The sequence below is a fragment of the Alkalimonas mucilaginosa genome (assembly GCF_036327005.1).
Lineage (GTDB): Bacteria > Pseudomonadota > Gammaproteobacteria > Enterobacterales > Alteromonadaceae > Alkalimonas > Alkalimonas mucilaginosa.
In genome coordinates this window covers 49,266-67,203 of record NZ_JAUGZK010000006.1, presented here as the reverse complement: position 1 = coordinate 67,203, position 17,938 = coordinate 49,266, and the positions used below count along the sequence as shown (strand labels likewise).

Annotated in this window: 13 protein-coding genes and 4 tRNA genes; 15 read left to right on the top strand and 2 right to left on the bottom strand. The window is 52.1% G+C overall.

Annotated features, from left to right (window positions below; all coding sequences use genetic code 11):
* Window positions 1-3 precede the first annotated feature (3 nt).
* The gene (locus QWF21_RS09765; protein ID WP_330087863.1) at window positions 4-237 is read right to left on the bottom strand and encodes a hypothetical protein; all 234 of its coding nucleotides are present in this window, start codon (window positions 235-237) and stop codon (window positions 4-6) included.
* On the opposite strand from QWF21_RS09765, the gene QWF21_RS09760 reads away from it, so the two are divergent.
* From QWF21_RS09760 to QWF21_RS09745, 4 genes are all read left to right on the top strand, one after another.
* A tRNA-Pro gene (locus tag QWF21_RS09760) sits at window positions 210-286 on the top strand. The genes QWF21_RS09765 and QWF21_RS09760 overlap by 28 nt on opposite strands.
* A 30-nt stretch (window positions 287-316) precedes the next feature.
* Window positions 317-393 (top strand) — tRNA-Arg (locus tag QWF21_RS09755).
* 28 nt (window positions 394-421) lie between these two features.
* Window positions 422-497 (top strand) — tRNA-His (locus QWF21_RS09750).
* A gap of 15 nt (window positions 498-512) precedes the next feature.
* Window positions 513-589: transfer RNA gene (locus tag QWF21_RS09745), tRNA-Pro, on the top strand.
* Window positions 590-1,010: 421 nt separating this feature from the next.
* Here the strand turns inward: QWF21_RS09745 and QWF21_RS09740 are convergent.
* Window positions 1,011-1,886: a LysR family transcriptional regulator gene (locus QWF21_RS09740; RefSeq protein WP_330087862.1), complete on the bottom strand. Its 876-nt coding sequence runs from the start codon at window positions 1,884-1,886 to the stop codon at window positions 1,011-1,013.
* A 101-nt stretch (window positions 1,887-1,987) separates the two neighbouring features.
* Between QWF21_RS09740 and QWF21_RS09735 the strand changes: the two genes are divergently transcribed.
* The 11 genes from QWF21_RS09735 to QWF21_RS09685 all read left to right on the top strand — a co-directional run bounded on the left by QWF21_RS09735 (window position 1,988) and on the right by QWF21_RS09685 (window position 17,930).
* On the top strand, window positions 1,988-3,163 hold the full coding sequence (locus QWF21_RS09735; protein ID WP_330087861.1) for an acyl-CoA dehydrogenase: 1,176 nt from the start codon (window positions 1,988-1,990) through the stop codon (window positions 3,161-3,163).
* Between the two features lie 46 nt (window positions 3,164-3,209).
* Window positions 3,210-5,435, top strand: a complete 2,226-nt coding sequence (locus QWF21_RS09730) for a thiamine pyrophosphate-dependent enzyme (RefSeq protein WP_330087860.1) — start codon at window positions 3,210-3,212, stop codon at window positions 5,433-5,435.
* Window positions 5,432-6,451, top strand: coding sequence for a malonyl CoA-ACP transacylase (locus tag QWF21_RS09725; RefSeq protein WP_330087859.1), 1,020 nt, complete (start codon window positions 5,432-5,434; stop codon window positions 6,449-6,451). The genes QWF21_RS09730 and QWF21_RS09725 overlap by 4 nt, the downstream gene beginning before the upstream one ends.
* A gap of 296 nt (window positions 6,452-6,747) precedes the next feature.
* Window positions 6,748-7,875, top strand: a complete 1,128-nt coding sequence (gene proB / locus QWF21_RS09720) for a glutamate 5-kinase (RefSeq protein WP_330087858.1) — start codon at window positions 6,748-6,750, stop codon at window positions 7,873-7,875.
* Window positions 7,872-9,134 (top strand): glutamate-5-semialdehyde dehydrogenase, encoded by a 1,263-nt coding sequence (locus QWF21_RS09715; RefSeq protein ID WP_330087857.1) that lies wholly within the window; start codon window positions 7,872-7,874, stop codon window positions 9,132-9,134. Before proB ends, QWF21_RS09715 begins: the two co-directional genes overlap by 4 nt.
* Before the next feature lie 235 nt (window positions 9,135-9,369).
* Window positions 9,370-10,683, top strand: coding sequence for a trigger factor (tig, locus tag QWF21_RS09710; RefSeq protein ID WP_330087856.1), 1,314 nt, complete (start codon window positions 9,370-9,372; stop codon window positions 10,681-10,683).
* A gap of 117 nt (window positions 10,684-10,800) precedes the next feature.
* Window positions 10,801-11,427 carry an ATP-dependent Clp endopeptidase proteolytic subunit ClpP gene (gene clpP, locus QWF21_RS09705; RefSeq protein ID WP_330087855.1) on the top strand — a complete coding sequence of 209 codons (627 nt, stop codon included), beginning with the start codon at window positions 10,801-10,803 and terminating at the stop codon, window positions 11,425-11,427.
* 76 nt (window positions 11,428-11,503) lie between these two features.
* Entirely contained in the window at window positions 11,504-12,784 is a 1,281-nt protein-coding gene (gene clpX, locus QWF21_RS09700) for an ATP-dependent protease ATP-binding subunit ClpX (protein ID WP_330087854.1), read from the top strand.
* 155 nt (window positions 12,785-12,939) lie between these two features.
* Entirely contained in the window at window positions 12,940-15,336 is a 2,397-nt protein-coding gene (lon, locus tag QWF21_RS09695) for an endopeptidase La (protein WP_330087853.1), read from the top strand.
* Between the two features lie 206 nt (window positions 15,337-15,542).
* Window positions 15,543-15,815: a nucleoid-associated protein HU-beta gene (hupB, locus tag QWF21_RS09690; protein WP_330087852.1), complete on the top strand. Its 273-nt coding sequence runs from the start codon at window positions 15,543-15,545 to the stop codon at window positions 15,813-15,815.
* A gap of 198 nt (window positions 15,816-16,013) precedes the next feature.
* Window positions 16,014-17,930, top strand: coding sequence for a SurA N-terminal domain-containing protein (locus tag QWF21_RS09685; protein ID WP_330087851.1), 1,917 nt, complete (start codon window positions 16,014-16,016; stop codon window positions 17,928-17,930).
* The last annotated feature ends 8 nt before the right edge of the window (window positions 17,931-17,938 follow it).

Below are 17,938 nucleotides of genomic sequence, written 5' to 3'. Positions count from 1 at the left end.
CTGTTATTTTCTCATACCCACCGGCGGATGACCAGATACTTGCGGTTGATCCAACCGAATGGTGTTGGCGTAATGTTTTGTGGTTAATTTTGCTTTTGTCGCCCGCCTGGTATAAATAAGCAGCAATTGATTGTCTGGACAAAAAAAAGGTTTGACGATACCTTGTCCGGGCGTTAATATTCCGCCCCGTTGCAGCGATGCAGCACAGTCGGTGATTGGCGCAGCTTGGTAGCGCACTTGGTTTGGGTCCAAGGGGTCGCAGGTTCAAATCCTGCATCACCGACCACTATCTCTCCCGCGTAGGCGTTTGACATGTGCGCCCGTAGCTCAGTTGGATAGAGCAACGGCCTTCTAAGCCGTGGGTCATAGGTTCGAATCCTATCGGGCGCGCCATTTGGGTGCAAGGCAAGTTTACATTGTGGTGGTTGTAGCTCAGTTGGTAGAGCCCCGGATTGTGATTCCGGTTGTCGTGGGTTCGAGCCCCATCATCCACCCCAACTCGTTCGAAATGTCGGTGATTGGCGCAGCTTGGTAGCGCACTTGGTTTGGGTCCAAGGGGTCGCAGGTTCAAATCCTGCATCACCGACCATTTCTCCCTCAGATTTTCTTCACTTGGTTTGGGTACTCTCGATCCTAACGGGTCACAGGTTCAAATCCTGCATCACCGACCATTTCTCCCTCAGATTTTCTTCACTTGGTTTGGGTACTCTCGATCCGAACGGGTCACAGGTTCAAATCCTGCATCACCGACCATTTCTCCCTCAGCTTTTCTACACTTGGTTTGGGTACTCTCGATCCGAACGGGTCACAGGTTCAAATCCTGCATCACCTATTATTTCTCATCGTAGTACAATCTTTTTTTCTTGAATACAACACCAGGACTTGGTTAAGTCCGGGGTGGATGGAATTTTTCCGGGAACATGACACGCCCGGACGGCGTGTCAAGAGCGTCCAGGGATGGATTCACAGCGTGTCCCGGAAAAATGTCCGTAACCCCGGGCGCTTGCACCTTAGGCCTCATTCTGACTTAGCGTTTGGTCAGCAAGGGGGATTGCCAGCTTTTGGCATAGCCTTAATAACGTCTCCAGTGCTGAGCCACTGGCCTGCACCGGGCTGTAGGCCAAGCCTATCCGCCGTTCCAGCCCTGTTATGGCAATAGGGCGCAGTACCAGATCCTGGCGTTGTTGCAATTGCTCAAAATCCGGCACCAAAGCACAAGCCACTCCAGCGGATACCAAACCAAGCGCATATTCAATGGTATGAATATCGGCCCGGATATCCGGTTTGATGCCTTGACGCACCAACTCTGGATACAACTTTTGCCAGGCCTCACAAGGGGTACGTTTAATCAGGGCCAGCCCGGAGAAATCCTGCAAATGGATCTGTTGTTTAAGCGCTAACGGGTGGCCGGCTGGCAAGGCCAGCTGAAAGTGGTCATGGTACATCGGCTGAAATTGCTCGCCACTTTTTAACAGCTCTGGGCTGATAATACGGGCATCACAAGGTTCATCCGGTTCCACCAGCTGCAACTCCAGACCGGGTAATTGCAGGCTGAACTGCCGTAATAAATCACTCATCCGCTCAACGCCGAGTGCTCGTATTAAGCCAAGCCGAAAGCGAATTTTATCGACCGGTTCGGTAAAAGAGCGCTGCAGCGCCTGAAACTGCCCCAGCAACCGGCAGGCATGACCATAGAGCCGCTCGCCATCCTCGGTCGGGGTAACCCCTTTGGGCTGGCGCAGAAACAAAGTGACATTCAGTTGCTGCTCCAACTGGCGAATGGCGGCCGAAAGCGAAGGCTGGGCTACAAAGCACTGGCGCGAAGCGGCGCTGACACTGCCTTGTTCGTACACCGCGACAAAATACTTCAGATGGCGTATATCCATAGTTTAAATCTATACCAGATACCAAAATAATATATTTTAACTTTATACCAAGGCTGGCTAATCTGGCTAGTAACCGATCTGTTTTTTAAGGAAAACACACCATGAGCAGAGCCCCATTCAACTGGCAAGACCCGTTCCATTTATCCGACATGCTGAGCGAAGAAGAGCGGATGATCCGCGACAGCGCTCATCAGTATTGTCAGGAGCGGTTGATGCCGCGCATTTTGCTGGCTAACCGTAACGAACACTTCGATCGCGCCATTATGACGGAATTGGGCGAGCTCGGCCTGCTGGGGGCTACCTTACCGGAAGAATATGGCTGCGCTGGCGTAAACCATGTCTGTTATGGCCTGGTTGCCCGGGAGGTGGAGCGGGTCGACAGTGGCTATCGCAGCGCCATGAGTGTGCAGTCTTCGCTGGTGATGCACCCCATTCATGCCTATGGCACCGAAGCCCAGCGTCAAAAGTACCTGCCGAAACTAGCCACCGGTGAATGGGTAGGTTGCTTTGGTTTGACAGAGCCGGATGCAGGCTCGGATCCGGCCAGTATGCGGACTACGGCTAAGAAAATTGATGGCGGCTATCTGCTAAACGGCAGCAAGATGTGGATCACCAACTCGCCAATTGCCGATGTGTTTGTGGTCTGGGCCAAACTGGACGGTGAAATCCGTGGCTTTGTGCTCGATAAAGGTTTAAAGGGCCTGAGCGCACCGAAAATTGAAGGCAAGTTTTCGCTGCGTGCTTCCATCACTGGCGAAATCGTGATGGATCAGGTGGAAGTCACCGAAGATGCATTATTGCCTAATGTCAGTGGCTTAAAAGGTCCTTTTGGCTGCTTGAACAAAGCCCGTTATGGCATTGCCTGGGGCGCGCTCGGCGCCGCCGAATTCTGCTGGCATGCAGCCCGTCAGTACACCCTGGATCGTAGCCAATTCAACCGGCCACTGGCAGCCACTCAACTGGTGCAGAAAAAACTGGCCGATATGCAAACCGACATCAGCTTGGGGCTGCTGGGTTGTTTGCAGGCTGGGCGCCTGATGGATGCCGGTACCCTGGCACCGGAGACCATTTCACTGATTAAACGCAACTCCTGTGGCAAGGCGCTGGACATCGCCCGTCAGGCCCGCGACATGCACGGTGGCAACGGCATCGCCGATGAATACCATGTGATCCGCCATGTAATGAACCTGGAGGCGGTTAACACCTACGAAGGCACCCATGATGTGCATGCCTTGATCTTAGGCCGTTCCCAAACTGGTTTACAGGCTTTCGGTTAACAGTCCCTTGGGGCTTAGGCCCCAATACGATCCAACAGGAGTTCCGATGGCCAGTTCACAGCATCCCTGGCTGCAGGCCTATCTGCAGCGTATCGAGCAGCAGCAGTTACCCGAAGTTGCTGCCAGTCGGGGTGATTTAGCCCCAGCCTTGTTGTTTCAGTTGTTTGAAAGCCAGCTGCAAAGCCGCTTGCTGGATATACGCTCGCGGCTGATGCAAGCCAAGGGGCAGAGTTTTTACACCATCGGCAGCAGCGGGCATGAAGCCAATGCCGCCGTTGCCGCAGCGCTTCGCCCGACCGATCCGGCTTTTCTGCATTACCGCAGCGGTGCCTTTTTTATTCAGCGCAGCAAGCAGGTGGAAGGCCAGACACCGCTGTACGATATGCTGCTGTCATTCGCCGCCTCGGCCGAGGATCCTATTTCCGGTGGCCGCCACAAGGTACTTGGCAGCCTGGCGCTAAATATACCGCCCCAAACCAGCACCATAGCGTCGCACTTGCCCAAAGCCGTTGGGACGGCGTTTGCCATTGCGCTTTCCAAGCGCTTGCAGCACCAGGGCAGCTGGCCGCATGACAGCATTGCTTACTGCAGCTTTGGCGATGCCTCGCTCAATCACTCCACCACCCAGGGGGCTTTGAATGCCGCTTGTTGGGCTGCTTTTCAGCAGGTGCCGGTGCCGGTGCTTTTTGTTTGCGAAGATAATGGGCTGGGTATTTCCACCCCAAGTCCCACCGGTTGGGTGCAGCAAAACCTGAACAACCGACCAGGTCTGATGTATTTTCATGCCGATGGCCGCGATCTTGCCGGCACCTATCAGGTGGCGCAGCAAGCCGCCGTTTATGTGCGGCGCTACCGCAAACCAGCCGTACTGCATTTGGCCACAGTACGACTGTTTGGCCACGCCGGCTCCGATGCGGAAGTGGCCTATCGCAAAAAAGAACGGATTGCCGATGAGCTGGAGCTGGATCCTTTGCTGTTTAGCACGGCACAGATCCTCGAGCAGGGCTGGATGAACCCGACTGAGCTAAGCGACTGGGTGCAGGCGCTGGATCAGCGCATTGAGCGTATTGCCGAACAGGCCAGCAGCCGGCCAAAACTGAACTCAGCCGCCGCGGTGATGGCGTCCATCGCACCAGAGCGGCCAGCACAGCCATTGCCAGCGCTACCGGATGCGGCTCTGCGCCAGGCTTTATTTGCGTTTGATAAACACAATCAAGGCAAACCGCAGCATCTGGCCAAGCTGCTGAACTGGGCGCTGCACGATCTGATGGCGCAATACCCTGAGATAGTGCTCTGTGGTGAAGACATTGCCAAAAAGGGTGGGGTGTACAACGTGACTCAGCATTTGGTGCATGCCTTTGGCTACAATCGGGTGATCAACACCTTGCTGGATGAGCAAAGCATCCTGGGGCTGGCAATAGGGCTGGCGCAGCAGGGCTTTGTCGCCATGCCGGAAATTCAGTTTCTGGCTTATGTGCACAATGCCGAGGATCAAATTCGGGGTGAGGCGGCCACTCTGCCGTTTTTCTCCAATGGCCAGTACCACAATGGCATGGTGATCCGTATTGCCGGCCTGGCTTACCAGAAAGGTTTTGGCGGTCATTTTCATAACGACAACTCCTTTGCGGTGTTCCGGGATATTCCTGGTCTTATTCTACTGTGCCCGTCCCATGGCGAAGATGCGGCTTTGCTGCTGCGCCAGGCGGTGCGGCTGGCACACGAGCAAAAGCGGCTGGTGGTTTTTTTGGAGCCGATAGCACTTTATATGACGCGGGATCTGCTGCAGCCGGGCGATGGCCTCTGGCTGCGTGATTACCCAAGCCCGGATACGCCACTGCCCGCTTTAGGCGAGCCTGCGGTGTTTGGTGATGGCAAGGAGCTCTGCATTCTGAGCTACGGCAATGGCTATTATCTGTCACGCCAGGCCGAGTTGGATTTGCGAGCCAAAGGCTATGCACTGCGGCTGTTGGATCTTCGCTGCCTGATCCCATTGCAGCTGGATGCCATCCTCAGCGCCATCGGGCCTTGCAGCAAGTTGTTGATGGTTGATGAGTGCCGTCGCCGCGGCTCAGTCAGTGAAGAGCTGATGACCTTGCTGCATGAAGCCAAACCCGGACAGTTTCAGATGGAACGGATCACGGGCGAAGACAGCTTTATTCCACTCGGGGCTGCTGCCTATCAGGTGTTGCCATCGAAAGAGCAGATCATGGCCAGCATCCAGCGCATGCTGGGTTCAGGGGCAAACACAGAACCACAGGAGCGCAGAGCATGAAAAAAACCGCTGTGGTGGTTTGCCCGGGGCGGGGCAGTTACAACAAACCGGAGCTTGGCAGCATTGGCCGCTGGCATGGCGATAAAGCCGCTGTGCTTGCTGAGCTGGATAAAGTGCGGGCTGAGCTTGGTCTGGCTAGCATTGCTGAGCTGGATGGTGCGGCGCATTATGCCAGCCGGCTGCATCAACAGGCAGAAAACGCTGCCGGCCTTATTTTCAGTGCCGGTCTGTTGGATTATCAGAGCATCAATCCGGCAGAGTACGAGGTGGTGGCTATTACCGGCAATTCGATGGGCTGGTACACGGCCCTTGGCTGCGCCGGTGTCTGGCACCCGGCGGCCGCGATGCAGTATGTCTGCCAGATGGCTACACTCACCGCTGGTGCAGCAGGAGGTCAGTGCATTTACCCACTGGTCAACAGCGATTGGCAACCCGACGCGGAAAAAATTGCGCTGGTCAAGGCGCTGCTGGCCGACTATGCCGGTGAGCTGTTCGAATCGATTCGCTTTGGCGGCTATGCGGTGCTGGCAGGCAGTGAAACAGCAATGCAAGCTGTGCTCAGCCGGTTACCCAAAGTCGATGAGCGTTTCCCGCTGCTGTTACCTGGCCATGCCGCCTTCCACTCACCATTGATGGCAGAGGCCGCCAGCAAAGCCATGGCCGCGATCCCTGAGAGCGCTTTTGACCGGCCCAGGCTGCCGTTAATCGACGGTTGTGGCCACATCTGGCAGCCTTATAGCACCGAGGCCGCAGCGCTCAAACGCTACACCCTGGATCGCCAGGTGCAGGGCTGTTACGATTTTGGCCTGGCGATTGAAGTCGCGGTTAAGGAGTTTGCTCCTGATGCACTTATTCTGCTTGGGCCGGGCAGCAGCTTAGGGGGCGCGGTGGCACAAAGCCTGATCCGGCTGAACTGGCAGGGGCTTGGCAGCAAAGCCGATTTCAGTGCCCGCCAGCAACAGGACCCGTTGTTGCTTTCGATGGGGCTGGCCGAGCAGCGCAGCCTGGTGCTGTAACTGCTGCTTTATTGCAGTGCCTGAGCACTCCCTTAGATTGTTCAACCACTGCTATCCTTTAGAACCGCAGTCGGGATGCTGCGGTTTTTGTAATTTTATTACAGAATAATGAAGCGGGATAATACTGCTGTTTTGGCCAAAAAATAAGCGATAATCAGTTTTGCATGAGTAAATTCATGTTTAATATAGGTATTTTTGTAGGTTATAGTGTCTATAAGTTAGCTGCTTTCTGAAAGCCGGTGGTGCCGAGTTACAAAATTTGCTATCATAGCCACGGTTTCAAAAACGGAGGAGCTATGTTGAACCCATCCTGGCGCAGGATAGTGCTGAAAGTCGGTAGTGCATTAATTGCCCCCGATCCCCAGGCCGGTTGCAGTGAAAAATATTTAGGCCCCATCGCTGATTTCATCCGTCAATGTCGTGACCGCGATATTGAGGTGATCCTGGTTTCATCAGGCAGTGTTGCTGCAGGCAGGCATCATTTTAATTTCAATCATCACCGGGTTCCCATTGCCTTAAAACGGGCCATGGCCGCGGTTGGTCAAAACCAGATGATGAATTTCTGGTCCAACTGTTTTGATTTTCCTTGTGCTCAGGTATTGCTGACCCATGGTGATCTGAGTGATCGGGTGCGTCATGTCAATGTGCGTAATACCTTCAGGCGTTTATTGGATCATCAGGTGTTGCCGATCGTCAATGAAAACGACACCATTGCCACTGAAGAAATCAAAGTAGGAGACAATGATAACCTGGCTGCCATGGTCGCCACCGTTGCCAATGCGGATGCGCTGATCATTTGTTCGGACATTACCGGGCTTTTTACCGCCGATCCCAACAAGGATCCATCAGCCCAGCTGATCCCGGAAGTACGGACCATTGATGAGCGTATTTATAGCCTGGCCGGCGGGGCCAGCTCGAGCGTTGGCACAGGCGGCATGCGGACCAAGGTACAGGCGGCCGAAAAGGCTACCACCCATGGTGTGGATACCCTGATTGTCGATGGTCACCAGCAGGATACCTTTACCCGTTTGCTGGATGGCTTTAATCCGGGCACCATTTTTTATGGCCACACAGACCCGATGTCCGGTAAAAAACATTGGGTGCGCCATACTCTGCGCGCCAAAGGCGAAATTTGGGTGGATGATGGCTGCATGAAAGCATTGTGTCATCAGGGGGCTTCCCTGCTGTGCAGTGGCATTGTGCATGTGCAAGGGGAATTTGAACCCGGCGATGCGGTGATTGTTCGTTGCGGCAGTGGTAAAGTATCCATTGCCAAAGGCGTCAGTCGTTACAGTGCCCGTGAGCTATTTAGCATCAAAGGTCAGCAGACCAGTGCAATCGCAGAGCAGCTGGGGGATATCCTGCCCGGCAGTACCTACGAAGTGATTCACCGTGATGAGATGACATTATTGGAGAGATTATGAGTACCCTTAGTTTGGGAACCAGTGCGGCGACTCTTGCCGCTCAGGCAGCCAAAGCAGCCAAAGCCGTTGCGCATTTATCAACAGAGCAAAAGAATTACGTGTTGCAGAGCATGGCCAATGCCATTCGCTCTGCTACCCCGGCTATTTTAGAGGCTAATGCAGTTGAGCTGGAAACGGCCAAAGCCAACAACACCAGTGCAGCCATGCAGGATCGTTTGACACTGACTGCTGATCGGATTGATGCGATGGCAGCGGCCATCGAACAGATTATTCATTTGCCCGATCCGGTAGGCAACAAGCGTTTTATTGAAGAACGTCCCAATGGCATTCGCATTGAGAAACGCCGCATTCCTTTAGGCGTGATTTGTATGATTTACGAAGCCCGGCCCAATGTCACCGCCGATGCCGGCGCGCTGTGTTTTAAATCCGGCAATGCGGTCATTTTACGCTGTGGTCGTGAAGCTATTCAAACCAGCCTGGCCATCGCCAAAGCCATGCATCAGGCACTGGCCGAGCATTCGTTACCCGAAGAGGTGATCACCATAGTGCCGGATCCGGATCGGCAACTGATGCTGGACTTGATTCAGCAAGATCAGTTTATTGACCTGGTGATCCCGCGCGGTGGTGAAGGCTTAATCCGCTTTGTCACCGACAACAGTCGGGTACCGGTGATCCAGCATTTTAAAGGCGTGTGCCACCTGTACGTGGATCAAAGTGCCGATCTGAATATGGCGTTGGAATTACTGTTAAACGGCAAAGTGCAGCGTCCTGGCGTCTGCAATGCCTTGGAATGCCTGTTGGTCAATAAGCATCAGGCGGCCGACTTTTTGCCAATGGTGGCTGAAGCCTTCCGTGCTCATCAGGTCAAAGTGCATGCCTGTGAGCGTAGCATTGGTTACTTTGATGGTGCCGAGCCGATTGCCGCTGGTGATTTTGGCCAGGAATACCTGGCACCGGAAATTGCTATCCGGGTGGTGGATGATCTGGATGCGGCCATGGCGCATATCGATCAGTTTGGCAGTTACCATACCGAGGTGATCTGTACTCAGGATCAGGCCAGTGCCGATACCTTTATCAATCAGGTCGATGCGGCCGTGGTGATGCACAATGCCTCATCCCGTTTCTCCGATGGCGGCGAGCTTGGCCTTGGTGCTGAAATCGGCATCTCGACCAGCAAGCTGCATGCGTACGGCCCAATGGGCTTGGAAGCGCTGACCACAGAGCGTTTTGTGGTCACCGGCCAGGGCCAGACCCGTTAACAGGTTGAGCTCAGTTACAACAAGCCGCCTACGGGCGGCTTGTTGCTATCTGCAAGCACTGATTTTAGGGGCAAATGACGAAACTGGAGCAGGGGGCTCGACTTGCTGTTTTACGCTCGCTATAATGCCGCGTCCTATTTAACTACAAGTCTGTTGAGCTGCGGCTCAGGCGAGAATCAGACTCGATTTTTTCGGCGTGACATCAAGCGCCTGAATTTGATTTTGAGGTAACAAGATGCAAGTTTCTGTGGAAACCACTCAGGGTTTAGAGCGCCGTTTAACCATTACCGTACCGGCTGATGCCATTCAGTCTGAAGTTAAAAACCGTTTGCGTGATCTGGCTAAGCGCCAGCGCATCGACGGCTTCCGTCCAGGCAAAGCGCCTGTATCCATCATTCAAAAGCGTTATGGTCAAGCGGTATTGCAGGAAGTTGCTTCCGAGCAAATGCAGCGCAGCTTCTACGAAGCCATTATTGAGCAGAAAATTACCCCTGCTGGTTCTCCAACCTTCGCACCACAGGCACTGGAAGCAGGTAAAGATTTGCAGTTCGCTGCCACTTTTGAAGTCTATCCTGAAGTTGAAGTGCAGGCACTGGACAAAATTGAAGTCAGCAAGCCGGTTGTCGAAATCAATGACGCCGATCTGGACAAAATGCTGGAAACCCTGCGCAAGCAACACGCCAGCTGGGCCGAGAAAAAAGGCAAAGCAGCTAAAAATGACCGTATCATTATGGACTTTGTTGGCAGCATTGATGGTGAAGAGTTTGAAGGCGGCAAAGCCTCTGACTTTACGCTGGAACTTGGCCAGGGCCGCATGATCCCAGGCTTTGAAGAAGGCCTGATTGGCAAGAAAGCCGGTGAGGAAACCACGCTGGAAGTCACTTTCCCGGAAGATTACCATGCTGAAAACTTAAAAGGCAAAGCTGCCAGCTTCGCAGTGACTGTGAAGAAAGTGGAAAAGCAGGTTCTGCCTGAATTGAACGACGAGTTTGCTGCTTTGTTTGGTTTAACCGAAGCTACGGTGGATGCACTGAAAACGGAAGTGCGTAAAAACATGGAGCGTGAGTTAAAGCAAACGGTACGTGGCAAAGTCAAAGATCAAGTGATCAAAGGCCTGTTAGCCAACAACGAAGTAGAAGTTCCTAAGTCGTTGATTGCCGGTGAAGTTGATGTGCTGCGTAAGCAAGCCATGCAACGCTTTGGTCAGAACCTGGATCCGAAGCAATTGCCAGAGCTGCCAGCGTCCTTGTTTGAAGAGCAAGCCAAAGATCGCGTGAAAGTTGGTTTGTTGTTGGGCGAAATCATCAAGACCAATGAGCTGAAAGTAGACGACAGCCGTGTGCAGGAGCTGATTGCCGATGTGGCGTCTGCTTACGAAGACCCGCAGGAAGTCGTCCAGTACTACAACAGCAATCAAGAGCTGCTGCAAAGCATGCGTAACGTTGCGTTGGAAGATCAAGCCATCGAGCTGGTACTGAGCAAAGCCACTGTGACCGATGCCCCTGCCAAGTTTGATGAGATCATGAATCCACAACAGGCTGCCAACTAAGCTGGCTAAGTCAACTAGGATTGACTTCTGTTGGTAACGCAGTTTTAATGGCTCGGACATTTTGTTCGGGCCATTTCATTTTCCGGCGGTAAACCGCCACTCATCAGGAAGCTATCTATGTCGTTTCAAAACACGCCACATCAGGATCTTATCAACGCTTTAGTTCCCATTGTGATTGAACAAACCGCCAAAGGTGAGCGCTCTTTTGATATCTACTCCCGCTTGCTGAAAGAGCGTGTTATTTTCCTTACCGGTCCGGTGGAAGATCACATGGCCAATCTGATTTGCGCACAGCTGTTGTTCTTAGAGTCTGAGAACCCGGAAAAAGACATCTACATTTACATCAACTCTCCAGGTGGTGTCGTCACAGCCGGCATGTCGATTTACGATACCATGCAGTTTATCAAGCCGGATGTAGCTACTGTCTGTATGGGCCAGGCTGCCAGCATGGGTGCTTTTCTGTTATCCGGTGGTGCCAAGGGCAAACGTTTCTGTCTGCCGAATGCCCGGGTGATGATCCACCAGCCGCTCGGCGGTTTTCAGGGGCAAGCTACCGATATTGAGATCCACGCCCGTGAGATCTTAAGTATAAAGGAACGATTGAATCGTTTACTGGCAGAGCATACCGGCCAGAGCTACGAGAAAATTTGCCATGACACTGAGCGCGATAACTTCTTAACCGCCGAGATGGCAAAAGAATATGGCCTGGTTGATGCAATTTTGACACAACGGGACGCGAAATAACGGCATTTTTTTGCTATGGTATGAAGTAGCAATGCCCCCAGTACGTTACTGCGGGGGAAGTGAAAGAGGAAGTTACATGGCTGATAACCGCACTGACGGTGACAAAGGCGGTAAATTGTTGTACTGCTCCTTTTGTGGCAAGTCACAGCACGAGGTGCGCAAGCTGATCGCAGGCCCGCAGGTTTATATCTGTGATGAGTGCGTCGATTTATGCAACGATATTATCCGTGAAGAAATCAAGGATATCTCGCCCAAGCGTGAAGCAGATAAACTGCCTACTCCGCATGAAATCCGTCATCACCTCGATGACTATGTGATTGGTCAGGAGCATGCCAAAAAAGTCCTGGCTGTCGCTGTGTACAATCACTATAAGCGGTTGCGTAATGCAGGCAACAAGCCGGATGTTGAGCTGGGCAAAAGCAATATCCTGCTGATTGGTCCAACTGGCAGCGGTAAAACCTTGCTGGCAGAAACCCTGGCCCGTTTGCTGGATGTGCCTTTTACCATGGCCGACGCCACCACTTTAACCGAAGCAGGTTATGTCGGTGAAGATGTGGAAAACATCATTCAGAAGCTGCTGCAAAAATGCGACTACGACGTAGAAAAAGCCCAGCGTGGCATCGTCTACATCGATGAAATTGATAAAATTTCCCGCAAGTCCGATAACCCTTCTATCACCAGAGATGTGTCGGGTGAAGGCGTGCAGCAGGCCTTGTTAAAACTGATTGAAGGCACCATTGCTTCGGTACCTCCGCAAGGTGGCCGTAAGCATCCGCAGCAGGAGTTCTTGCAGGTTGATACTTCCAAGATCCTCTTTATCTGTGGTGGTGCTTTTGCCGGGCTGGATAAGGTGATCGAGCAACGCTCTGCCAAAGGCGCCGGTATTGGTTTTGGCGCTGAAGTGAAAAGCAGAGAAAGCAGCCGCAGTCTGACTGAAACCTTCAAAGATGTTGAACCGGAAGATTTGGTGAAGTACGGTCTGATCCCGGAGTTCATTGGTCGTTTGCCAGTGGTGGCTACCTTAACCGAGCTGGATGCGGATGCGCTGGTGCAAATCCTTAGTCAGCCAAAGAATGCACTGGTCAAACAGTTTGCCTCTTTGTTTGATATGGAAGGGGTCGAGCTGGAGTTCCGTGAAGATGCGTTAAAGGCCATTGCGCAAAAAGCCATGGAGCGGAAAACCGGTGCCCGTGGTTTGCGATCCATCGTCGAAGGTGTGTTGCTGGATACCATGTACGAGCTGCCATCGATGGAAGATGTCAGCAAGGTAGTGATTGATGATACCGTGATTCGCGGTGAGTCCGATCCTATTTTGATTTACCAACGTAAAGATCCTGCGGTCGCTGAATCGCATTAAACCTTCACCGGGCAGCGAGCTGCTGCCCGGGCTATTTCAGGCTTGGCACATGCAGATGCAGGAAATCAGCAGCAAGCAATTGAAGTTCTGAAAACCGGCCTCATATAGTTACCATATCCGTTTGCAGCTGCATGCAACTTATTCGAGAGTGAAAAATGACTGAACAACAGATTGAACGTCGTCATATGCCGGTGTTGGCTCTGCGCGATGTGGTGGTATACCCGCATATGGTGATCCCTTTGTTTGTCGGTCGGGCGAAATCCATCAAATGCCTGGACGCCGCCATGGACAATGACAAGCAAATTTTTCTGGTGGCACAAAAAGACGCCAGCCAGGATGATCCTAAAGCTGAAGACCTGTACCAGATTGGTACTGTGGCCACCATTTTGCAACTGCTTAAATTACCGGATGGCACTGTAAAAGTGTTGGTAGAAGGCAGCCAGCGGGCCCGTTTGCTTGAATTTACCGAAACCGAACACAGTTTTGCTGCTGATATCGAAATGGTCGCTACCTCGGATGTCGACAGCAAAGAGCAAGAGGTATTCCTACGCTCTGCTATCAATCAGTTTGAAGGTTACATCAAACTGAATAAAAAGATCCCGCCGGAAGTCCTGACAGCCTTAAGTGGCATCGAGGATGCAGCCCGCTTGGCCGATACCATGGCTGCTCATATGCCGCTTAAAGTTGAAGACAAGCAAAAGGTGCTGGAAATCAGCAATGTCACCGAGCGGCTTGAATTCTTAATGGCGATGATGGAAAGCGAAATCGACATCCTTCAGGTCGAACGTCGTATCCGCAGTCGTGTTAAAAAACAGATGGAGAAAAGCCAGCGCGAGTACTATTTGAATGAGCAAATGAAAGCCATTCAAAAAGAACTGGGCGAGTTGGAAGATGCGCCGGACGAATTTGAAACGCTGAGCAATAAGATAGAGCAAGCCAAAATGCCAGCCGAAGCGGCGGATAAGGCTAAAGCCGAACTGCAAAAGCTGAAGATGATGTCGCCGATGTCGGCGGAAGCTACGGTGGTACGTAGCTACATCGACTGGTTGAGCAATGTGCCCTGGAAAACCCGTAGTAAGGTGAAAAAGGATTTGGCCGGTGCTGAGAAAATTCTCGACTCGGATCACTACGGTTTGGAGAAAGTGAAAGAGCGCATCATCGAGTATTTGGCGGTGCAGCAGCGGGTCAATAAATTAAAAGGCCCGATCTTGTGCCTGGTTGGCCCGCCTGGGGTGGGTAAAACCTCGTTAGGGCAGTCGATTGCCAAAGCCACCGGCCGTAAGTACGTGCGAATGGCGCTGGGTGGCGTGCGGGATGAAGCAGAGATCCGTGGTCATCGCCGTACCTACATTGGCTCAATGCCAGGCAAGATTATCCAGAAAATGGCCAAAGTAGGGGTGCGTAATCCGCTGTTTCTGTTGGATGAAATCGACAAGATGGCCTCAGATTTCCGGGGCGATCCAGCCGCGGCGTTACTGGAGGTGCTGGATCCAGAGCAAAACACCAGCTTCAGCGATCATTACCTGGAAGTTGATTACGACTTATCCGATGTGATGTTTGTTGCTACGTCCAACAGTCTGAACATTCCGGCACCCTTGCTGGATCGGATGGAGGTCATTCGTCTGTCCGGTTACACCGAAGACGAAAAGCTGAATATTGCCAAGCAGCATCTGATCAGCAAGCAGGTAGGACGTAATGGCTTAAAACCGCATGAAATCGACATTAAAGACGATGCCATTATCGGTATTATCCGTTATTACACCCGGGAAGCCGGGGTACGTAGCCTGGAGCGGGAAATTTCCAAGCTGTGTCGCAAAGCAGTCAAAGAAATTTTGCTGAACAAAGACACCAAAACCGTGGTAATAGAGCAAGCGAACCTGGAAAGCTATCTGGGGGTGCAGCGTTATGACTATGGCAAAGCAGAAGACAACAACCGCATTGGTCAGGTTACTGGCCTGGCCTGGACCGAAGTGGGTGGTGATTTACTGACCATTGAAGCTGCCGCCGTAGTTGGTAAAGGCAAACTCACTTTTACCGGCTCGCTCGGTGATGTGATGAAAGAATCGATTCAGGCGGCAATGACCGTTGTGCGTAGCCGGGCAGAATTGCTGCGTATTAATGATGACTTCTACGAAACCCGTGATATCCATGTGCATGTACCAGAAGGTGCGACACCAAAAGATGGTCCGAGCGCTGGTATTGGCATGGTGACGGCCCTGGTCTCCAGTTTAACCGGCAATCCGGTAAGGGCAGATGTCGCCATGACGGGTGAAATTACCTTGCGCGGTGAAGTACTGCCGATTGGTGGTTTGAAAGAAAAACTGCTGGCAGCACATCGTGGTGGTATCAAGCGGGTGTTGATCCCACATGATAACCTGCGCGATTTAAAAGAAATTCCTGACAACGTCAAAGCCGATCTGGAAATTAAAGCGGTTAAATGGATTGACGAAGTGTTGGAGTTGGCTCTGCAAGAGCCGATAAGCCGCTTTCAGCCTGAGATCCTGACAAAAAAAGCAGCAAAAAGCGCAAAAATAGAAAAAAATGCCCATTAAAGGCTTTTCATTCTCTATGGCTGTGCTAACTTAGTGAAAGTTCTCCAGCCCTTATCTGATAAGGGCTGGGCTCAAAGTGGAAAAATTGTTGTATGAAGCTCTCTTCTGCTTGCAAGCGCTCTGAATGCTTGTTATAACAAGGAGCGTGATTACAACATCAATACGTGTAGTTGTTGAAAACAATAACAATTGAAGGGGATGATATTGTGAACAAGTCTCAACTTATCGACAAAATTGCTGCTGGTGCAGAACTGTCTAAAGCCGATGCTGGCCGTGCGCTGGACGCTTTTATCGGTGCTGTGACTGAGGCTCTGAAAGAGGGTGATTCTGTTGCTCTGGTTGGTTTTGGTACTTATGCTGTTCGTGAGCGTGCTGCCCGTACCGGCCGCAACCCACAAACGGGTGCGACCATCCAGATCGCTTCAGCGAAGATTCCTTCATTCAAGCCAGGCAAAGCGTTAAAAGACGCAGTCAACTAAGAATGAGCTTTACTCGGCGCGCCGGGTAAACCAGTCAGGCATCCGAAGTAGTGTATTGGTAGCGAAAGCAACTAATTTTAAGGCTTCAGGTTTCATCGCCAACTGCTTCGCCAGGACTTCAATCAGAAAGGCGCATCTGTTAAGATGCGCTTTTTTTATGACGTGATTTTATGCGTTGCAAACAGAGATAAAGGCACGATGTTAGAGAAAATCAGAGAAGGTTCACAGGGACTAACCGCCAAGATTATTCTTGGTTTGGTGATCCTGACATTCGCCCTGGCCGGGGTGGGTGGCTACCTTGGTTCAACCAAGGAAACACCGGCTGCAGAGGTGAATGGCGAAAGCGTATCACGGGTTGCTCTGGAGCAGGCTTACCAAAGTGAGCGGGCCCGGATGGAACAGCAGTTTGGTGAGATGTTCGAAATGTTGGCATCCGACCAGGCGTATATGGCGGGTTTTCGTGCCGATGTACTGGAGCGGTTGATTGACGAGACATTGCAAAAGCAATACGCCAGACAACTGGGGCTTCGCGTCAGCGATGACGTGGTGCGTGATTTGATACGTTCATTGCCTGAATTCCAGATCGGTGGTCAGTTTAATAATGAACGTTATCTGGCATTGTTACGCCAGACGGGCATGCAAACCGGAGAATTCCGCGATATGCTGCGGGAGCAAATGACCCGCCAACAGCTGATCCGTGGCCTGATTTTATCTGAGTTTGCCACTCCGCGAGAATTGCAGCGTTTGCTTGCCTTGCAACAGCAAAGCCGGGATATCCAGCATGTGATATTTTCTGCTGGAAAATTTGTTGATCAGGTGGAACTGACAGATGCGATGATCGAGCAGTTTTATTACGACAACTTACAGCGTTATGAAACGGAAGAAAAAGTAGCGGTGCAGTTTATTGAGTTGTCGGTAGAGCAGATCGCACGGGAGATTTCAGTCTCTGAAGCCGAAGCACGGGCATTTTATGACGCAAATCTGGCTTTATACAGTACTGAAGAACGTCGTCAGGTGGCGCACATCCTGTTTGAGAGCAATGGTCGCAATGATGAGATCAAAGCCAAAGCAGAACAGGTACTGGCTGAGTTACAGGCTGGAGCCAACTTTGCCGAAGTTGCCGCCCGAGAGTCTGACGATACTTTTTCCGCAGCAGAAGGTGGAGTGCTACCTTGGTTAAATCGCGGGGATATGGAAGCTTCTTTTGAGAATGCTGCTTACGCATTAACAGAGCAAGGTGCTTTGAGCCCGGTAGTACGAAGCAGCTTTGGTTACCATATTATTCAACTGCACAATTTTGAACCGTCAGTACCACAAGATTTTGCTGAGGTGAAAACGGATATTATCCATAGTCTGCAGCAAGAGCGTGCTTATGATCGCTTCTTTGAGATCCAGCAATTGCTTGCGGATGTCAGCTTCGATGTGCCAGACAATCTGCAGGAAGCAGCTGATGTGACTCAATTGCCCCTGCGCAGTCAGGCTTTATTCTCACGTCAGCAGGCCCCAGCCCCATTAAACCATCCGCAGGTACTGCAGCGTTTGTTTAATTTGCGCTTTATTGGCCAGGCTTTGAACAGTGAGCCGATTGAAATTGGTGCCCAACATCAAGTGGTGGTCCGTGTGACCGAGCATCAGCCTGCCCGCACACAGTCGCTGGACGAGGTGCGGGATCAGGTAGTGGCATCACTGCGCCGTCAGCAGAGCTCAGAGCTGGCTCGTCAGCAAGCGGATGCGGTATTGGCGCAGTTCCGTCAAGACGGTGATTTTGCTGCGGCTGTTAAAGCTGTGGGGCTGGAGCCTCAAACGGCCAACAACGCTTCACGTTTTGGTGGCAGCCTGGATGCGGAGATCCGCGCCAAAGCTTTTGCTCTGCCTCGACCGAATGAAGAGCAAGCAGTGAGTGCCGAACTGGTTGAGCTGATGAGTGGTGATATGGCTCTGGTAGCGGTCACAGCAGTTCGCGATGTTGAAGTAACTGAAAAGCCAGGTGTCGAAGATCTGGAGCGCTTTGCTAACCAGCATGCGCAACAGACTTACGAAGCCATGCTGGCGGCATTGAAAGCCAATGCAAAAATTAAACGGCCCCGCCTGGATGTCACGGATGAGCGTTTCTAACACACGGT